Origin of the sequence: Micromonospora sediminimaris, from assembly GCF_016863575.1 — a bacterium.
Taxonomy (GTDB): domain Bacteria; phylum Actinomycetota; class Actinomycetes; order Mycobacteriales; family Micromonosporaceae; genus Micromonospora; species Micromonospora sediminimaris.
Genome location: NZ_BOPD01000004.1, coordinates 51038 through 68548, shown reverse-complemented (window position 1 = coordinate 68548; position 17511 = coordinate 51038). Strand labels below are relative to the sequence as shown.

Here is a 17511-nt window from a genome sequence, read left to right as displayed (position 1 = left end):
CCCCGCCGTTACCGGCGGGCCTGACCCGACGACGTACGCCCGGCTCAGGTCAGCGCCGCCACCACGGTGGCGGCCCGGTCCTCGTGCTGGGCGTAGGCGTAGGGGAAAGCGGAGATCTGCACGGCCTGGGCGGCCAGGGTCAGGCTCATCTGCTGCCAGCCGGGCACCTGGAGCAGCGCCTCGTAGAACGCGCGGGCCGCGTACGCCGGCCGCATCAGGTCTCGTACGCTGCCCCAACCGCTGCTGGGGCGTTGCTGGAACAGCCCGACGGAGTCGTGGTCCCAGCCGATGGCCTGGTGCGGGTAGTTCTGTGACTCGGGCAGCACGCCGCTGGCGTAGTTGAGCAGAGTGCTCTCCTGCATCGCGGTGGCCACCGCGATCACCAGCCCCTGGCGGGGGATCTTCATGTCGACGCCGACGTCCACGATCGCCTTGGCGTTGTCCATCTGTGCCTGGGTGAGCCCGGCGACGGGTCGGGGGCGTGGTGGCTTGGTGGGGGCCTTCTTCTTCGGCTTCGGCTTGCTGGTGGGCGACGGCTTGGCGCTGGGCGAGGCGGTGGGGCTGGCCGGGGCGGGCGTGGGGCTGCGGTCGAAGGACCGGGAGGCGGCCTTCTCCTGAGCGGCGAGCGCGCGGTCGGTGAGCGCGCGGTCGGTGAGCGCCTCGGTCACCGGGGGCGGGGGTACCTCGTCATCGTGTCTGGTGGCCACGACGGCGGTGGCGCCGAGGCAGCAGGTCACGCCGGTGGCCAGAGCCACCCGGACCGGGGTGGAGGCGAGCACCGCGCGAACACCGCGGCGCGGTGTCGGCACGGCACGATGCCGGCCCATCAACCTTTCGGATGATGTGTCGTCGGCCGAAAGGCTCGCCGGTTGCCCGGGGGTCAGCTGCTGGTCGAAGTCGTCGTCGGGATGCACCCGCCGAGGCTAGAAAGCCAATCGCCGCCTGCCATCGGCCCGGTTGGTGGCATGCGTCACAATTCGCGGCTATCCGCCGGGTCATTCTCCACTTACGCTTACATACCGGTCGAGCCGGGCCTATCCACCGTGGAGGAAATGTCAGGAATGAGCCTATAAAACAGGGCGGAAACGGGATCTTGTAGACGTCTATCGAGCCCGTTGGTCGCCTCCCCCGAATGGGTGAGGCTGGGCTCGACCCAATCGAGCCGTCGCGTGGGGCGGTCGGACCAGGCGGTGCCCGCCGGCGGCGGTACGCGCCGGCAGGAACCCGGCTCGCTCATCCCACCAGCGGGTCAGTGTCGGCCGTTCTCCGCCGGACTGACGGTGAGCCGGTGCCGGCCGCCGTCCTCGCTGGAGAACGGCCACAGCCGATCGGCGTGCTCGACCAGTTCGGCGAGCTGCTGTCGACTCAGCCCGACCGACGAGATGGAGGCGTGCACGTCGGCCCGGTACCGGCCGTCGTCATCCCGCCCCAGCTTCGCCTCCGCGCGTACCTGCACGGTGTGCGCCTCGTCGGTGATCCCGCCGGCCGCCTCCACCGCCGCGTGGTGCAGGCAGGACGCGAACGCGGCGGCCAGCAGCTGCGACGGGGTCAGCCCGGTGCAGTGCGGCGCCAGCGGCGAGGCGAGGGCGGTCGACAGCGCCTCGTCGTCGGTGTGGATGTGACCGCCCTCGGCGGTCGCGGCGGCAACCTCGTTCAGCCAGGAACTCGGCATCGCGTTCCTCCCGTCACTCCCCGCCCGGCTACCCGGGGTCGGACGCGTGAAACCGGGGATCAACCGCCGTGCCGACTCCACTGGGCGCCGACGGCGGCCTCGGTGACCTCGGCCGCAGCCCGCTCCGTCCACGGACTCACCGCCGGTGGCCGCTGCCGTGGCATCAGTGGCTCGTGCATCGGCACGTACACCCGGGCGTCGACTGCCTCGGCCAGCAGCAGTGCGGCCACCAGGCTGCTCGGCCGCCGGGTCGGATCGTCGGCGAGGCAGCGCCGGCACAGGTCCGCCACCTCGGCGGGCAGCCCGGGCAACTCGGGCAACGGTCGCGGTGTCCGGCGTGACTCCCGCCCGAGCAACTGACTGACGCTGTCCACCGGGTACGGCAGGCGTCCCGCGAGGCTGTAGTGGAGAAGGACGCCGAGGGCGTAGATGTCGGCCGCCGGGGTCGCCGGGGCCCGGTGCAGCTGCTCCGGTGCCAGGTACGCGGGCGTACCGACCACGACGCCGTCGGGCGCGGTGTCGGCGGCCCCGGCCGGGGTGGCGATGCCGAAGTCCAGCACCTTTACCCCCGAGGGGGTGAGCATCACGTTTGCCGGCTTGATGTCGCGGTGCACGATGCCGTGGGCGTGCGCGGCGGCCAGCGCGGCGCTGACCTCCGCGCAGACCCGCACCGCGATCCGCCAGTCCAGTGGGCCGGTGCGCAGGTGTGCGGCGAGGGTCTGCCCCTCCGCCAGCTCCATGACGATGTACGGCAGCTCGTGCCCCAACCCGGTGTCGCAGGTGCCGAAGTCGTGCACGCTTGCCACGTTCGGGTGGACCAGGCGGGCCGCGGAGCGTGCCTCGGAGCGGATCCGCTCCACCGAAGCCGTCCCGTCGGGCTGACCGGGCGAGACCAGTTTCACCGCGACCGACCGATCCAGCACGGTGTCGTACGCCCGCCACACCTCCGACATCCCGCCGATGCCGATGCGCTGTTCGAGCCGGTAGCGCCCGTCCAGCGTACGCATCGACCGCCCCCTGACCTCGTAGTGCTCCGCCGCGGCGCGTGAGGCCGTGGCCCCGGCACGGTACCCCGGCTCCGATCAGGGCAAACCCGCCTCCTACGGCGGCTGGTGCGTTAGCGTGCGAGCCGGGACGCCCGACGCGCCGGGCGGGCTGGAGGCGGAACGTGATGAGTGAGGTGACCGTACGTTTCGTCGGCGGTCCGGCCCACGACCTGGTCCGGTCGCTGCCGGCCGGGCCGGACGGCGCACCGCCGCGGCTGTGGGTGCTGCGCCGGCCACAGGAGGCGCCCACACCGGCGGCCGACCATCTCTACGTGCGGCAACGCCCCGACGGGTCGGGCACCTGGTCCATGCGCTTCGTCCGGACCGACCCGGTCGGCGTGACCGAGTGACCCCGGGTCGACCCCCTCCGACGGCGGCCGCACAGCTGGCACACAGCAACCGCACAAGCGGCCCCAAGTGCGCGGCCCCACCATGGCAGCCATGAGGATCGAGGGCGAGGCCACGCCGGGCCGGGTGGAACTGCGTCGACCGGACGGTGAACCGGTCCGGGTGCTGGTCGTCGACGACGAGCCGACCCTGACGGACCTGCTGTCGATGGCGCTGCGGTACGAGGGCTGGCAGGTGCGTACGGCAGCCGACGGCATGGCGGCGGTACGCGCCGCCCGGCAGTTCCGACCCGACGCGGTGGTGCTCGACGTGATGCTGCCCGACCTCGACGGTTTCCAGGTGCTGCGCAAGTTGCGGGCGGACAACGACAGCGTGCCGGTGCTGTTCCTGACCGCCCGGGACGCGGTCGAGGAGCGGGTCGCCGGGCTGACCGTCGGCGGCGACGACTACGTGACCAAGCCGTTCAGCCTGGAGGAGGTCATCGCCCGGCTGCGCGCGCTGCTGCGCCGCTCCGGCTTCGCGGTGGCCGCCCGCCCGGACGCGGTGCTCACCGTGGGCGACCTCACCCTCGACGAGGACAGCCACGAGGTACGCCGGGACGGTCGGCTGATCACCCTCACCGCCACCGAGTTCGAGCTGCTGCGGTACCTGATGCGTAACCCCCGCCGGGTGCTGAGCAAGGCGCAGATCCTCGACCGGGTGTGGAACTACGATTTCGGCGGCCAGGCCAACGTGGTCGAGTTGTACATCTCGTACCTGCGGAAAAAGATCGACGCCGGCCGCCAGCCGATGATCCACACGCTGCGCGGGGCCGGGTACCTGCTCAAGCCGGCGGAGTGAGCGGGGTGCGCCGGTGGCTGGCGGGCTGGTCGCTGCGGACCCGCCTGGTGATCACCCTGGTCGCGCTGCTCGCCGTGGTCAGCCTGGCCATCGGCGGCCTCACCACCGTGGCACTGCGGCAGTTCCTGATCTCCCGGGTGGACGAGCAGCTGCGCTTCACGCCCGGCGGGCGGCCCAGCGCCCCCTGGGAACCCGGCCCGGGCACCGGCCCGTGGGGCGACGTGCGGGTACCGCGCGGCTTCCCGCCCGGCACGATCAGCGCCCAGGTCGTCGACGGCCGGGTTACCGAGGCGTGGACACTCGTCGGCCGGCAGGAACAGCCGGTACCGGTCGGCGAGGTGGGTGAGCTGGCCGACGTGCCAACCGACGGCCGGGCGCACAGTCTGAGCCTGGGGGAGCGGGGCGGCTACCGGGTCGTGGCCCGGCAGTCGGCCACCGGGACGGTGCGGGTGCTGGGTGTGCCGCTGGCCGGCGTGCAGGAGACCGTCTGGGCGATGGTGGCCGCGCAGGCCGGGGTCACCGCCGTCGGCCTGCTCATCGCCGGCACCACCGGGGCGCTGATCGTCCGGGCCACGCTGCGTCCGCTGCGCCGGGTCGCCGCCACCGCCGCCCGGGTCAGCGAACTACCACTGGACCGGGGTGAGGTGGCGCTCTCCGAACGGGTCCCGGCCGCCGACACCGACCCGCGAACCGAGGTCGGGCAGGTCGGCTCCGCGCTCAACCGGATGCTCGGCCACGTCGCCGCCGCGCTCGCCGCCCGCCAGGCCAGCGAGACCCGGGTACGCCAGTTCGTCGCCGACGCCAGCCACGAACTGCGTACGCCCCTCGCGGCGATCCGTGGCTACGCCGAGGTGGCGCGCCGGGGTCGCGACGAGGTGCCGCCCGACGTGGCCCACGCGTTGCGCCGGGTCGAATCGGCGAGCACCCGGATGACCGGCCTCGTCGACGACCTGCTGCTGCTGGCCCGACTGGACTCGGGCCGACCCCTGGCGGTCGAACCGGTCGACCTCACCGCACTGGTGGTGGACGCGGTAAGCGACGCGCACGTGGCCGGCCCCGAGCACCGCTGGCAGCTGGACCTGCCTGAGGCGGTCATCCGGGTGCCCGGCGACCCGGCGCGGCTGCACCAGGTGCTGGCGAACCTGCTGGCCAACGCCCGGGTGCACACCCCGCCCGGCAGCACCGTCACCACCAGCCTGCGCCAGGCCGGCGACACCGCCGAACTCAGCGTCACCGACGACGGCCCCGGCGTACCCCCCGAACTGCGGCCCGAGGTGTTCGAACGCTTCGCCCGCGGCGACAGCTCCCGGTCCCGCGCCCACGGCAGCACCGGCCTCGGCCTGGCCATCGTCGCCGCCGTGGTGGAGGCGCACCACGGCACCGTCGCCCTGGACTCCCGACCGGGCCGCACCGTCTTCACCGTCCGGCTGCCCAACTCCACAGCCGACGCATAGGCGAGCCACGGCGGCACGACAGCTGCCTGGCCGAGGCTGGCCGGCATGGACAGCACAGGCAACCCGTCGCACCCGCCCGGGGCACCCACCGCCCCACCCGACCCTTCGGCCCCCTCGACCGCCTGGGTACGGCCGGCCCTGGCCGCGTTGCTGCTGGCCACCGGGCTGCTCTACCTGTGGGGCCTGGGCGCCTCCGGCTGGGCCAACTCCTACTACGCCGCGGCGGCGCAGGCCGGCTCGCAGGACTGGACGGCCTTCTTCTACGGCTCGTCGGACGCGGGCAACTCGATCACCGTCGACAAGACACCCGCCTCGCTGTGGCTGATGGCGCTCTCCGTACGCCTGTTCGATCTGAACAGCTGGGCGCTGCTGGTGCCGCAGGCGCTCTGCGGGGTGGCGACGGTCGGCCTGCTGTACGCCGCAGTGCGCCGTTGGTACGGGCCGATCGCCGGCCTGATCGCCGGCGGGGTGCTCGCCGTGACGCCGGTGGCCACGCTGATGTTCCGGTTCAACAATCCGGACGCGTTGCTGGTGCTGCTGCTGGTCGCCGCCGCGTACGCCACGGTCCGCGCCCTGGAGACGGCCAGCACCCGGTGGTTGGTGCTGGCCGGCACCCTGGTCGGCTTCGGCTTCCTGACCAAGATGCTCCAGGCGTTTCTGGTGCTGCCGGTCCTCGCGGCGGTGTATCTGATCGCCGCACCGACCACGCCGGTCCGCCGACTCCGGCAGGTGCTGATCGCGGGGCTGGCTGTGGCGGTGGCCGCCGGTTGGTGGGTGGCGGTGGTCGAGCTGGTGCCCGCCGCGCACCGCCCGTACATCGGCGGGTCGCAGTCCAACAGCGTGTTGGAGCTGACCCTCGGCTACAACGGTCTCGGTCGGATCACCGGCAACGAGGTGGGCAGCGTCGGCGGTGGCGGCGGGCCGGGCGGCGGCGGCCCGTTCTCCGGGCAGGCCGGCCCGCTGCGCATGTTCGGTGGGCAGGTCGGCGGGCAGATCTCCTGGCTGCTGCCGGCCGCACTGATCCTGCTGGTGGCCGGGCTGGTGCTGGCCGGCCGGGCGGCGCGTACCGACCGGGCGCGGGCGGGGCTGCTGCTCTGGGGCGGCTGGCTGCTGGTCACCGGCGGGATCTTCAGCTACATGTCCGGCATCTTCCACGAGTACTACACGGTGGCGCTGGCACCGGCGGTCGCCGCGCTGGTCGGCATCGGCACGACCCTGCTCTGGCAGGCCCGCGCCGTCGCGTCGAGGGGACGCCGGATCGCGTCCACCCTGGTCCTCGCCGGCACCGTCGTCGTCACCGCGGTGTGGTCGGCGACGCTGCTGGGCCGTACCTCCGACTGGTATCCGTGGCTGCGTACCGCCGTACTGGTCGGCGGGCTGATCGCGGTGTCGACGCTGCTGCTGGCCCATCGGCTGGTCCGCCGCGCGGCCGTCCCGGCGTTGCTGGTCAGCGCGGCGGTGGCGCTGGCCGGGCCGGCCGCGTACGCGATGCAGACCGCAGCGACCCCGCACACCGGCGCCATCCCGACCGCCGGTCCGCAGGCGCGCGGCGGTTTCGGGCCGGGCGGGGGCGGACGTTTCGCCGACGGCCCTTACGCCGGCCGCTTCGACGGCACCGGTCGACCCGGCGACGGCCGGTCCGGCTTTGGCCCGCCGGGCACAGCCGACGGCGCCGGCCAGACCGACGGCGGCCGACCCCTCGGCGGTGCGGTCTCCGGTGGCCAGGTCCCCGGTGGGCCGCCGACGGCCGGGCGGACCGGAGCGAACCGTGGCGGCCCAGGTGGCCTGCTCGACTCCCGGGAGCCGAGCGCGGAACTGCGGGAGCTGCTGGAACGCGACGGGGACGACTACACCTGGATAGCGGCCACCGTCGGCTCCAACAACGCCTCCGGCTACCAGCTGGCCACCGGCCGGCCGGTGATGGCGGTGGGCGGCTTCAACGGCAGCGACCCGTCGCCCACCCTCGAGCAGTTCCAGCGGTACGTGGCCGACGGCAGGATCCACTGGTTCCTCGGCGGGGGTGGCTTCCGGGGCACCAACGGCGGCAGCTCCGCCTCCTCGGAGATCGCCGCCTGGGTCGCGGCGAACTTCCCGACGCAGACCGTCGACGGGGTCGCCCTCTACGACCTGAGCAGCGGAAGGCAGGGATGACGCGATGATCACCTCGATCGGTTCCCGCGCCGCCGTACCGGCCCGGCCCGGCGCACCGAACCCGGTACTGGACGTCGTCGTCCCGGTCTACAACGAAGAGGTCGACCTCGGCCCGAGCGTCCGGCGACTGCACGCCCACCTGGCCGAGCACTTCCCGTACCCGTTCCGGATCACCATCGCCGACAACGCCAGCATCGACGGCACGCCGGCCGTCGCCGAGGCCCTCACCGTCGAGCTGCCCGAGGTTCGGGTACGGCACCTGTCCGCCAAGGGCCGCGGGCGGGCCCTGCGGGCGGCCTGGTCGGCGTCGGACGCGCCGGTGCTGGCGTACATGGATGTCGACCTCTCCACCGATCTCGCGGCGCTGCTGCCGCTGGTCGCGCCACTGATCTCGGGTCACTCCGACGTGGCCATCGGTACCCGGCTGGCGCGTACCGCCCGGGTGGTGCGCGGTGCCCGGCGGGAGGTCATCTCCCGGACGTACAACCTGCTGCTGCGCGGCACCCTGGCCGTCCGGTTCTCCGACGCGCAGTGCGGGTTCAAGGCCATCCGGGCGGACGTGGCCCGCGAGCTGCTGCCACTGGTGCAGGACACCGGCTGGTTCTTCGACACCGAGCTGCTGGTGCTGGCGCAGCGGGCCGGACTACGCATCCACGAGGTGCCGGTCGACTGGATCGACGACCCGGACAGCCGGGTGGACGTGGTGGCCACCGCCGTGGCCGATCTGCGCGGCATCGGGCGGCTCGGCCGGGCGCTGCTGACCGGTGCGCTGCCCCTGGCCGAGCTGAGAGCGCAGCTCGGTCGGGCTCCGCTGGCGGCTCCGCCGGAGCAGGCGCCCGCCGGGCTGCCCCGGCAACTGATCCGGTTCGCCGCCGTGGGGGTGGTCAGCACCTGCGCGTACCTGCTGCTGTTCACGCTGACCCGGGGTGCGCTCGGCGCCCAGCCGGCGAACCTGCTGGCGTTGCTGCTCACCGCGGTGGCCAACACCGCCGCCAACCGGCGGCTCACCTTCGGCATCGCCGGACGCCGGCACGTCACCCGGCACCACGTGCAGGGACTGCTGGCGTTCGCTCTCGGCCTCGCGCTCACCAGCGGGTCACTGGCCATCCTGCACGCGGCCACCACCCCGGACCGGGCTGTGGAACTGGCGGTCCTGCTTGCGGCAAACCTCGCCGCCACAGCCCTGCGCTTCACCCTGCTCCGCCTAGCCATGCACCACCACCCCTGACAGCACCCCCGACACACCGTGTTGATCAAGAAGTTCTGGTCGCCGATGAAGATCGAACTAGGCGGAAACCTCTTGATCAACAGCGGGCGTCGGGGTGGGGCGGGGGGGAAATGGGGTGGGAAGTGTGTTGTTGTGGCCGACAGGTGGCAATTGGCAGCGTACGGTGGCATGGTCCGGCCAGGCCGCCCGAATCCTCAATGCGAGCTTATGGCGGTTGGTGTCGGTTGTGACGGCAGAGGGAAGGAGCGGTCGGTGAACCACCTGGCCTACCTGGACGCGGGATCCGGCAGCCTGATCGTGCAGGCGGTGGTCGGCGGGATCGCCGGCGTCGCGGTGGCGGCCAAGCTCTACTGGCGCAGGCTCGTCAGCCGGTTTCGCCGCCAGCCCACCGACCAGAGCTGACCCGATCCGATGGTGATTCCGGACCTTGGCCGGTCGTCGCGACCGGCCCCGCTGCACGTCGACCCTCGGCCAGAGCCCGGCTCGTTCCGCGACCCGGCGAACCGGGTGTTCCACGCCGGCGACGACGTGCTGCGCGCGCTCGACCGGACCGCCGCCGCCGACTGGCGTGCCCTCGCCGCCAGCAGTTTCTTTCCGCCGTTGCTCGCCGCCGGCAAGGTCTGCGGCACCGAGGAACTGCCGGTGGAGTCGCCGTTGCGGGAACTGCCGTCGGGTCCGGCGTCGACCGACTGGGCGACGGTGCTTCGGCACGAGCGCGTTCCGTTCGTCTCACACCCGTACGAGTGGTCCTTCGCCATGTTGCGCGACGCCGCGCTGCTGCACCTGGAGATCCTCCGGGCCGCCCTGCCGGCGGGCTTCACCACGAAGGACGGCTCGGCGTACAACCTCCAGTGGCGCGGCACCGAGCCGGTCTTCATCGACATCGGGTCCTTCACTCCGCTGCGCGACGGTGAACCCTGGGCCGGCTACCGACAGTTCTGCCAGACACTGCTCTACCCGCTGATGCTCAGCGCCCACCTGGGGCTGGCCTTCCAACCGTGGCTGCGGGCCCAGGTCGACGGCATCGAGCCGGAGCAGATGGGCCCACTGTTCCGGGGCACCCGTCGGCTGTTGCCCGGGGTGCTCACCCACGTCCACCTGCACGGCTCCGTTCAGCGCCGCAGCGCCGACACCAGCACCGCCGACGTACGCGCCCAGTTGCGCGACGCCGGGTACACCCGTGAGCTGGCCGTGGCCACCGTGCGGGGGCTGGAGAAGCTCGTCCGCCGCCTTGATCATCAGCCGGCTGCCACCCACTGGGTCGACTACCAGCAGACCTGCGGCTACTCCGGCGACGACCGGGCGGGCAAGGAGCGCTTCGTGGCTGCCGCGTTGAGCGTCGCCGGTCGGCGCCGGCTCGTGCTCGACCTGGGCGCCAACGACGGACGGTACGCGCGCCTCGCGGCCCGGCACGCCGACTACGTGGTCGCCGTGGAGCAGGACCCGGCGGTGGTCGACCGGCTGTACCGCACCCTGCGCGGAGAGGGCGAACGGCACGTCCTGCCGCTGGTGATGGACCTGGCCGACCCGTCGCCCGGCGGTGGCTGGCGCGGCACCGAACGGGCCTCGTTCGCCGCCCGGGTCAACGCGGACACCGTGCTCGCCCTGGCCCTGGTGCACCACCTGGCGATCGGACGCAACGTGCCGCTGCCGGAGGTGCTGGCCTGCCTCGCCGGCTTCGCCGCGCCCGGCGGCCGGCTGGTGGTCGAGTTCGTCCACCCGGACGACCCGATGGCCGCCCGACTGCTGGCCAACAAGCCCGACGGCATCTTTCCCGACTACCGGCGGAATGCCTTCGAGGCCCTGCTCGCCGGCCACGGCACCGTCGAGGACCGGCTGGAACTGCCCTCGGGGACCCGCACGTTGTACCGGGTGGCGCTTCCGTGACCGACCGCCCCACCACCGAGGCCGGCGTGAGCGGTCCCGGCAGCGACCCGGTGCCGGCCCCGTCCGCGCCGACCGATCTGACCGAGACGGTACGCCGCAGGTGGTGGGGTTGGGGCAGCTGGCGAGCTGAGGGCCGGCGGCTGCTGGAGGTCACCGCGCTGGTCGGGCTGGTGATCACCCAGCCGTTGCTGGACATCCTCGGCCGCAGCCCGGACTTCTTCCTGTTCCACCGGGCCGACCGGGGCGAGATCCTGCTGCTGGTGGCCCTGGTCGCGGTGGTGCCGACGGTGGCGCTCGGGCTGCTGGGCCTGCTCGCCGGCCTGGCCGGAGCCGCGGTGCGGACGGTCACCCACAGCCTGCTGCTCGGGCTGCTGGTCGCCGCGCTGGCGGTGCAGGTGGGCCGGCACACCACACCGCTGCGGGGCGTACCGCTGCTGCTGGTGGCGCTGGTGTTCGGCACCGCCGCAGCCGTCGCCCACCGGCGCTGGACGGCCCTCGGTCGGGTGCTGCGCCTGGCGGCCGTCGGCCCGCTGATCTTCGTCGGGCTGTTCCTGTTCGCCTCGCCGACCGGGCCGGTGGTGCTGCCGCTCGGCGACGGCGGCGTGGCGGGCACGGCGACCGGCAACCGGCACCCGCCGGTGATCATGCTGATCCTCGACGAGCTTCCGCTGGTCTCCCTGCTCGACGCCACCGGTGGCGTCGACGCGACCCGGTTTCCGCACTTCGCCGAGCTGGCCGCCGCCTCGACCTGGTACCGCAACGCGACAGGGGTCAGCGGCTGGACCCCGTACGCGTTGCCGGCGATGCTGACCGGCCGCTACCCGGCCGAGTCGTTCGCCCCGCACTACTCGCACTACCCGGACAACCTCTTCACCGCCTTCGGCGGGTTGTACGACATCCGCGCCGAGGAGAGCATCACCCGGCTCTGCCCGCCGAGCCGCTGCGAGCAGCCGGTCACCCCGGAACAGGGGACCGGCGTGCTGGTGCGGGAGACGGCGGAGCTGCTGCGTCAGGTGACCGCGCCGCACGACAGTCGGATCGACCCGGAGGACTCCTACCGCGAACGCACCGCCGAGGAGGCCGGCATCGACGCCGCAGAGCCGGTGCCGACCGACCCGAAGTTCCGCTGGGACAGCCTCAACGTCAACCAGCCGGCCCGCTTCACCAGCTTCCTCGCCGGCCTGGCCCCGTCGGCGCGACCGACACTGCATTTCCTGCACCTGCTGATGCCCCACTCGCCGTGGGCGTTCCTGCCGTCCGGGGCGCGGTACGAGGCCCCGGAGGACTTCCCCAACGAGGGTGACGGCTGGGTGGACCTGGCCCGCGCCCGGCACCTCGCCCAACTCGGCTACACCGACCGGCTGATTGGCGAGACGATGCGTACGCTGCGCGCCAGCGGACTGTGGGACGAGGCGCTCGTGGTGGTCACCGCCGACCACGGAGTCAGTTTCACAAAGGGCGTGCAGGGGCGCGGCGAGGACGCGATCCGCGCCGCCGCCGACGAGGTGGCCTGGGTGCCGCTGTTCGTCAAGACGCCCGGCCAGCGCAGCGGGCAGGTCGACGACCGCAACTGGCAACACGTCGACCTGCTGCCGACGATCGCCGACGAGGCCGCCATCCGGTTGCCCTGGCGGGTCGACGGTCGTTCCGCCCGGCAGGGGCCCCGCGCCGACGCGGGCAAGGTCTTCTACGACCGGCCGTCCCAGCCGATGCCGATCAGCGGCGGGGTGCCGGCCGCGCCGCCACCGATGGCGCCGCACCGGCTGGTCGGCACCGCCGTGGGCGCGGTACCGACCTCCGGCAGCGCCCGGGTCGGCGGGCTGGACGCCTTCCGGGCCGTCGATCCCGACGAGGGTGTGCTGCCCGGCATGATCTGGGGCACCGTCGACGACGACGTCCCCGACGGCACCGAGCTGGCGGTGGCCGTCAACGGCACCGTCGCGGCGGTGGTCCCGGTGGTCGCCCCGGACCCCGGCGGCCGACGCTTCGCGGCGCTGCTCGCCGACGACCGGCTGTTCCGGGCCGGCGCCAACCACCTCGACCTCTACCTGGTCGGCCAGGACGGCCAACTTCGTCAGCTGTCGATCTCCTGACCGGTCCGTCGGGCCCGCCAGGTCGGCACGCGCGCCGGTCTTGGATCGTTTCCCACTCCGCCTGTTTGCACGCTACGTGCGCCTTTCCTGCCTGTCCGTCCCGGTCGTCGGGGTTTCCCGGCGCTTCGGTCGGGAATCGGGTGACGCATGCCTCACCGCCGAACCACGAGCGGCGGTGTTGCCGCAACCGCAATTACGGTAGAAGCGAAGGCAATTCAACGTAGATCTGCCGGCGAAGCGAGGAACCACATGACGGAAGTCAAGCTCGATCACCCCGGCGGGCAGCTGTCGATGCCGGTACATTCCGCGGTCGAGGGCCCCGCCGGGATCGGTGTGGGCAAGCTGCTGAAGGAAACCGGGCTGACGACGTACGACCCGGGGTTCGTCAACACCGCCGCCTGTTCGTCCGCGATCACCTACATCGACGGTGACGCGGGCATCCTGCGTTACCGTGGCTACCCGATCGATCAGCTGGCCGAGAAGAGCTCCTTCCTGGAGGTCTCCTACCTGCTGATCTACGGTGAGCTGCCGACCACCCAGGAGCTGACCGAGTTCACCGAGCGGATCCGCCGGCACTCGTTGCTGCACGAGGAGATGCGGCGCTTCTTCGACGGTTTCCCCCGGGAGGCCCACCCGATGGCGGTGCTCTCCTCCGCCGTCAGCGCCATCTCCACCTTCTACCAGGACAGCCTCGACCCGTTCGACGCCGAGCACGTGGAGATGTCCACGGTCCGGCTGATGGCGAAGGTGCCGACCATCGCCTCGTACGCGTACAAGAAGGCGATCGGGCAGCCGCTGCTGTATCCGGAGAACTCCCTGGGCTACGTGGAGAACTTCCTGCGGATGACGTTCGGTGTGCCGGCGGAGCCGTACGAGGTCGACCCGGTGATCGCCCGGGTGCTGGACATGCTCTTCGTGCTGCACGCCGACCACGAGCAGAACTGCTCCACCTCGACGGTGCGGCTGGTGGGCTCCAGCAACGCCAACCTGTTCGCCTCGGTCTCGGCCGGCGTCAACGCGCTGTTCGGCCCGCTGCACGGCGGCGCCAACCAGGCGGTGCTGGAGATGCTCGAGCGCATCCAGGCCGACGGCGGTGACGTGCAGTCGTTCGTCCGCAAGGTGAAGGACCGCGAGGACGGCGTCAAGCTGATGGGGTTCGGCCACCGGGTCTACAAGAACTACGACCCGCGTGCCGCGATCGTGAAGCAGGCGGCGCAGGACGTGCTCGGCCGGATGGCCAAGCCGGACCCGCTGCTGGACATCGCGATGCAACTGGAGGAGATCGCCCTCGCCGACGACTTCTTCGTCTCCCGCAAGCTCTACCCGAACGTCGACTTCTACACCGGCCTGATCTACAAGGCCATGGGCTTCCCGACGAAGATGTTCACCGTGCTGTTCGCCCTGGGGCGGCTGCCGGGCTGGATCGCCCAGTGGCGCGAGATGATCAACGACCCGGAGACCAAGATCGGCCGCCCGCGGCAGGTCTACACCGGTGCCGCCGAGCGGAACTACCTTCCCGTCGAGCAGCGCTGACCGCGCAACCTGACGCAGCCCGCACGACGACGGCCGCCGCACCCGGAACACGGGTACGGCGGCCGTCGTCGTCCTGACCCGCAGTGGTGGGCAGGTCGCCGAGCACCTCGTTGATGACATGGATGCGGGCGGCGCCGGCCCGGTAGTCGGTGGTAACCGTGCCGGCGGCGACCAGCTCGGCCACCGGCAGCGCCCCGGTGACCAGATGATCGCGCAGCAACCCGCGCCCTCCTCGGACCGCACCGCCGCCGGATGTCTGCGAGTGTGTCGGATGCGCAGCGTCGCCGACCAGTGTGGATAGATCGTAACGGCAGACCGAACTACCCGAACAGACCTGGTGCCATCCGGCGGGCGCCGCCCCACACGCCGCCCGGCGGTGCCCACGGGCGGGTCAGTCGACGGCGGCCTTCAGCAGCCAGGACGTCACCCGGGGATGGCCGGGCAGTTCGGCCCGGCCGGTGCACCAGAGCAGCACATCGACCGGATCCCCGGCCGGGGCCTGCGGAAAGAGCCGGGCGAGCACCGCCGCGCACAGCTCCGCCGGTGGCCGCCAGTCGATGCCGAGCCCCTGGGCGATGTCCCAGGTGTGCACGAGCGTCTCGTTGACCCCGAGGGCGGCGAAGCCACCCGGATCGGTCGGCCCCCAGTGCCACCCACGGGCGGCCGGATCCGCAGCGTCGACCGCTTCGCTCAGCAGCCGCCCGCAGGCGGTGACCACGGCGAGAACATCGCGCGGCGCGGCGTCGTCCCGGACGACCAGGTCGAACGGCAGGTACGCCTCATCCGGGCGGGCTGCGACCTGACCCGCGTACGCCAGCAGGTCGTGGGCGACGTGGACCGCCGTCGTCCAGCAACTCCACTTCAGCGGGCCCGCCCGGTGTTCCCGCCAGTCCCGGGACAGGTGCGGCGTGAGCACCCGCACCATCTCGGTCACCGCCCGCTCGACGTCCCCACCGTCCATCCTCATCATGTCCAGCATGCTGCCATTCGCCCTGCCGGCCGGCGGCCCCGTCAGGTCCGGGCTGCCGCACCAACCGGGTGAGCGGTACGGTGCCGCCCATGAGTCAGCAGGTGCGGGTCCGACCGTTTTCGCTCGGTGGGCGCGTGGTGCTGGTGGCCCACCTGTTGATGCTGGCCGCCGTGCTGATCGGCAGACTAGGGGTTTGCCGACGGCGGTCGTGAGCGAGTGTCGGTCGGGATTGCTACCGTCCGGCATTCGCTGGAGCCGATCCGGGCGACACGTCCCGGGGGCATCGGCTGACAAGAGGGGATGCACGGCGTGGGTGACGAGGAGAAGAGCGCACTGTCGATGTTCCTGAAGGCGCAGCGGGTAAGCGTCCTCGCGATCATCGACGGGCTTGACGTGACGGCCCTGACCACCGCCGTGCTGCCCTCCGGGTGGACGCCGCTGGGCCTGGTGGAGCACCTCGGCTACGCCGAGCGACACTGGTTCCAGGAGATCATGCTCGGCTCGGCCGTCCCGCTGGTCTGGCCCGACGACGACCACGCGCCGCTGACCACGCCCCGACCGCCGTCGGTGGTGCTGGAGTTCTACCGTGCCCAGTGCGAGCGGTCCGACGCCGTCCTCGCCGCCACGTCGCTGTCCGCCCCGGTACGCGAGCGGCACCCCGGCCCGCTCGGAGAAGAGGTCACCGACCTGCGGCGCGTCGTCCTGCACATGATCGAGGAGACCGCACGACACGCGGGTCATCTCGACGCGGCGCGCGAGCTGCTCGACGGAAGGACCGGACTCGGGCCCCGATAGCCGCACCCGATCGCCGGTGGGTCATCGCCCCGACCCGGTCGAGGTCCGGGTCGGGGCGAGGCGCCCGCAAGCGCGAGCGGTGCGGAAGGGGTCAGCGCAGACCGGCGGCGGCGAGCAGGTTGCCCTCCGGGATCGCCGGGAGCGACCGCCCGTGCGCCATCTGCTGCGCCGCGCGTTCGGCGGTGAACGTCGGGGCCTGGGTGATCGCCGCGGCGGTGCGGCTGGCGATGGCGGCCCAGCCGTACTGCTCGTGCACCATCACTCGGGCCCGGCGGGCCAGCGTCCGGGCGCGTTCGGTGTCAGAGAGCAGGGTGTGCACCGCGTCGGTAAGCGCGTCCGGATCGTGCGGCCGGAAGGTCACGCCGGTGACGCCCGGCTCGACGATCTCGGCCAACCCACCGGTCTGGGCGACCGCGAGCGGCGCACCGGCGGCGGCGCCCTCCAGGGCGACCATGCCGAACGGCTCGTAGATGCTGGGCACGGCGAAGCAGTCCGAGGCGGCCATCACCGCGGGCAGATCGGTGCCGCCGAGGAAACCGGGCAGGCTGACCGTGCCGGCCAGGCCGAGCCGGTGCACGTGGGCCTCCAGCTCACCCCGGTACGGCCCGTCGCCGACGATCACCGCGCGCAGCCCCGGGTGCCGCTCACGCAGCCGGGGCAGCCCGGCGATCAGGTGCTGCACACCCTTCTCGTAGACCAGCCGGCCGGCGAAGGTGACAAGCGGCCCGTCTCCGGCGAACCGGGCCCGCGCCTTGGCCACGGCGGCGGCGGAGACCCGCCAGCGGTGCGGCTCGACCCCGTTGGGCACCACGTCGACCCGGCCGTTCGGCACGCCGAACAGGCCGGCCACCTCGTCGCGCATGTAGCCGGAGCAGACGATCACCCGGTTCGACTCGCCGCCCAGCCAGTGCTCCACGCCGTGGATGGTGCGGTTCATGTCCTCGGGTAGCCAGCCCTGGTGCCGGCCGGCTTCGGTGGCGTGGATGGTGGTGACGAGGGGGAGGTCGAGGTGGTCGCGCAGGGTCATCGCGGTGTGCGCGACGAGCCAGTCGTGGGCGTGGATGACGTCGTAGTCGTCGGTCGCGGCGGCGCGTAGGGCGGCGCGGGTGAGGGTGTGGTTGAAGGCCATGGTCCAGGCCAGCAGCGATCCGGTGGCCAGCGGGAAGGTGACCGGGTCCTCGGCGGCACGGACGACGCGTACGCCGTCGACGTATTCCTCAAGCGGCGCGCCGTCGGCGTGGCGGGTGACGACGGTGACCTGGTGACCGGCGGCGGCCAGCGCCACCGACAGGGCGTGCACGTGCCGACCCAGGCCGCCCACGAGTACCGGCGGGTACTCCCACGACAGCATCAGGATGCGGCGGGTCTGTGTCCCGGCGGTAGGGCCGGACGGCGTCGGAACCTGGGGTCGCGAGGTGAGCGTGGGGCGGTGGACGCGGTCCGGAGCGGTGGCGGTACGTCCGCCGACCCGCAGGGTGGTCACATCAGTCTCCG

General features: G+C 72.6%; 16 protein-coding genes. 11 read left to right on the top strand and 5 right to left on the bottom strand.

Translation table 11 applies throughout. From position 1 onward, the window contains the following. Window positions 1-44: 44 nt before the first annotated feature. From Vse01_RS02625 to Vse01_RS02615, 3 genes are all read right to left on the bottom strand, one after another. Window positions 45-914, bottom strand: a complete 870-nt coding sequence (locus tag Vse01_RS02625) for a hypothetical protein (RefSeq protein ID WP_093402730.1) — start codon at window positions 912-914, stop codon at window positions 45-47. A 335-nt stretch (window positions 915-1249) separates the two neighbouring features. After that, window positions 1250-1672, bottom strand: coding sequence for an OsmC family protein (locus Vse01_RS02620; RefSeq protein WP_093402731.1), 423 nt, complete (start codon window positions 1670-1672; stop codon window positions 1250-1252). A 59-nt stretch (window positions 1673-1731) separates the two neighbouring features. Beyond that, the gene (locus Vse01_RS02615) at window positions 1732-2679 is read right to left on the bottom strand and encodes a serine/threonine-protein kinase (protein ID WP_093402732.1); all 948 of its coding nucleotides are present in this window, start codon (window positions 2677-2679) and stop codon (window positions 1732-1734) included. Window positions 2680-2843: 164 nt separating this feature from the next. Here Vse01_RS02615 and Vse01_RS02610 point away from each other — a divergent pair, with 164 nt between their 5' ends. From Vse01_RS02610 to Vse01_RS02570, 9 genes are all read left to right on the top strand, one after another. Beyond that, window positions 2844-3068, top strand: a complete 225-nt coding sequence (locus tag Vse01_RS02610; RefSeq protein ID WP_093402733.1) for a DUF8847 domain-containing protein — start codon at window positions 2844-2846, stop codon at window positions 3066-3068. 91 nt (window positions 3069-3159) lie between these two features. Continuing rightward, window positions 3160-3906, top strand: coding sequence for a response regulator transcription factor (locus Vse01_RS02605; RefSeq protein ID WP_093402734.1), 747 nt, complete (start codon window positions 3160-3162; stop codon window positions 3904-3906). Then, window positions 3903-5360: a sensor histidine kinase gene (locus Vse01_RS02600; protein WP_373870620.1), complete on the top strand. Its 1458-nt coding sequence runs from the start codon at window positions 3903-3905 to the stop codon at window positions 5358-5360. Before Vse01_RS02605 ends, Vse01_RS02600 begins: the two co-directional genes overlap by 4 nt. A gap of 45 nt (window positions 5361-5405) precedes the next feature. After that, entirely contained in the window at window positions 5406-7511 is a 2106-nt protein-coding gene (locus tag Vse01_RS02595) for an ArnT family glycosyltransferase (RefSeq protein ID WP_093402735.1), read from the top strand. 4 nt (window positions 7512-7515) lie between these two features. After that, window positions 7516-8739: a glycosyltransferase gene (locus Vse01_RS02590; RefSeq protein ID WP_093402736.1), complete on the top strand. Its 1224-nt coding sequence runs from the start codon at window positions 7516-7518 to the stop codon at window positions 8737-8739. 252 nt (window positions 8740-8991) lie between these two features. Beyond that, window positions 8992-9141, top strand: coding sequence for a hypothetical protein (locus Vse01_RS02585; RefSeq protein ID WP_155220336.1), 150 nt, complete (start codon window positions 8992-8994; stop codon window positions 9139-9141). 9 nt (window positions 9142-9150) lie between these two features. Next, window positions 9151-10626: a class I SAM-dependent methyltransferase gene (locus Vse01_RS02580; RefSeq protein ID WP_093402737.1), complete on the top strand. Its 1476-nt coding sequence runs from the start codon at window positions 9151-9153 to the stop codon at window positions 10624-10626. Beyond that, window positions 10623-12719 (top strand): sulfatase-like hydrolase/transferase, encoded by a 2097-nt coding sequence (locus tag Vse01_RS02575; RefSeq protein WP_373870618.1) that lies wholly within the window; start codon window positions 10623-10625, stop codon window positions 12717-12719. Before Vse01_RS02580 ends, Vse01_RS02575 begins: the two co-directional genes overlap by 4 nt. Before the next feature lie 249 nt (window positions 12720-12968). Further along, complete coding sequence (locus Vse01_RS02570) at window positions 12969-14252, top strand: citrate synthase (RefSeq protein ID WP_093402738.1); 1284 nt, start codon at window positions 12969-12971, stop codon at window positions 14250-14252. A gap of 391 nt (window positions 14253-14643) precedes the next feature. On the opposite strand, the gene Vse01_RS02565 is transcribed toward Vse01_RS02570, so the two are convergent. Beyond that, complete coding sequence (locus Vse01_RS02565) at window positions 14644-15213, bottom strand: maleylpyruvate isomerase N-terminal domain-containing protein (protein WP_093402834.1); 570 nt, start codon at window positions 15211-15213, stop codon at window positions 14644-14646. Between the two features lie 98 nt (window positions 15214-15311). Here Vse01_RS02565 and Vse01_RS29575 point away from each other — a divergent pair, with 98 nt between their 5' ends. Both Vse01_RS29575 and Vse01_RS02560 read left to right on the top strand, forming a co-directional pair. After that, the gene (locus tag Vse01_RS29575; RefSeq protein WP_275415485.1) at window positions 15312-15434 is read left to right on the top strand and encodes a hypothetical protein; all 123 of its coding nucleotides are present in this window, start codon (window positions 15312-15314) and stop codon (window positions 15432-15434) included. A 97-nt stretch (window positions 15435-15531) separates the two neighbouring features. Then, entirely contained in the window at window positions 15532-16017 is a 486-nt protein-coding gene (locus Vse01_RS02560) for a DinB family protein (protein WP_198413146.1), read from the top strand. A 91-nt stretch (window positions 16018-16108) separates the two neighbouring features. Here Vse01_RS02560 and Vse01_RS02555 read toward each other — a convergent pair whose 3' ends face one another. Further along, complete coding sequence (locus Vse01_RS02555; RefSeq protein WP_093402740.1) at window positions 16109-17500, bottom strand: glycosyltransferase family 4 protein; 1392 nt, start codon at window positions 17498-17500, stop codon at window positions 16109-16111. Between the last annotated feature and the right edge of the window lie 11 nt (window positions 17501-17511).

What these genes read in the sequence shown, in the direction of transcription:
- Vse01_RS02620 (WP_093402731.1), bottom strand. Translation starts at nt 1,672, where the DNA reads ATGCCGAGTTCCTGGCTGAACGAGGTTGCCGCCGCGACCGCCGAGGGC.
- Vse01_RS02615 (WP_093402732.1), bottom strand. Translation starts at nt 2,679, where the DNA reads ATGCGTACGCTGGACGGGCGCTACCGGCTCGAACAGCGCATCGGCATC.
- Vse01_RS02610 (WP_093402733.1), top strand. Translation starts at nt 2,844, where the DNA reads ATGAGTGAGGTGACCGTACGTTTCGTCGGCGGTCCGGCCCACGACCTG.
- Vse01_RS02605 (WP_093402734.1), top strand. Translation starts at nt 3,160, where the DNA reads ATGAGGATCGAGGGCGAGGCCACGCCGGGCCGGGTGGAACTGCGTCGA.
- Vse01_RS02595 (WP_093402735.1), top strand. Translation starts at nt 5,406, where the DNA reads ATGGACAGCACAGGCAACCCGTCGCACCCGCCCGGGGCACCCACCGCC.
- Vse01_RS02590 (WP_093402736.1), top strand. Translation starts at nt 7,516, where the DNA reads ATGATCACCTCGATCGGTTCCCGCGCCGCCGTACCGGCCCGGCCCGGC.
- Vse01_RS02580 (WP_093402737.1), top strand. Translation starts at nt 9,151, where the DNA reads ATGGTGATTCCGGACCTTGGCCGGTCGTCGCGACCGGCCCCGCTGCAC.
- Vse01_RS02570 (WP_093402738.1), top strand. Translation starts at nt 12,969, where the DNA reads ATGACGGAAGTCAAGCTCGATCACCCCGGCGGGCAGCTGTCGATGCCG.
- Vse01_RS02565 (WP_093402834.1), bottom strand. Translation starts at nt 15,213, where the DNA reads ATGGACGGTGGGGACGTCGAGCGGGCGGTGACCGAGATGGTGCGGGTG.
- Vse01_RS29575 (WP_275415485.1), top strand. Translation starts at nt 15,312, where the DNA reads ATGAGTCAGCAGGTGCGGGTCCGACCGTTTTCGCTCGGTGGGCGCGTG.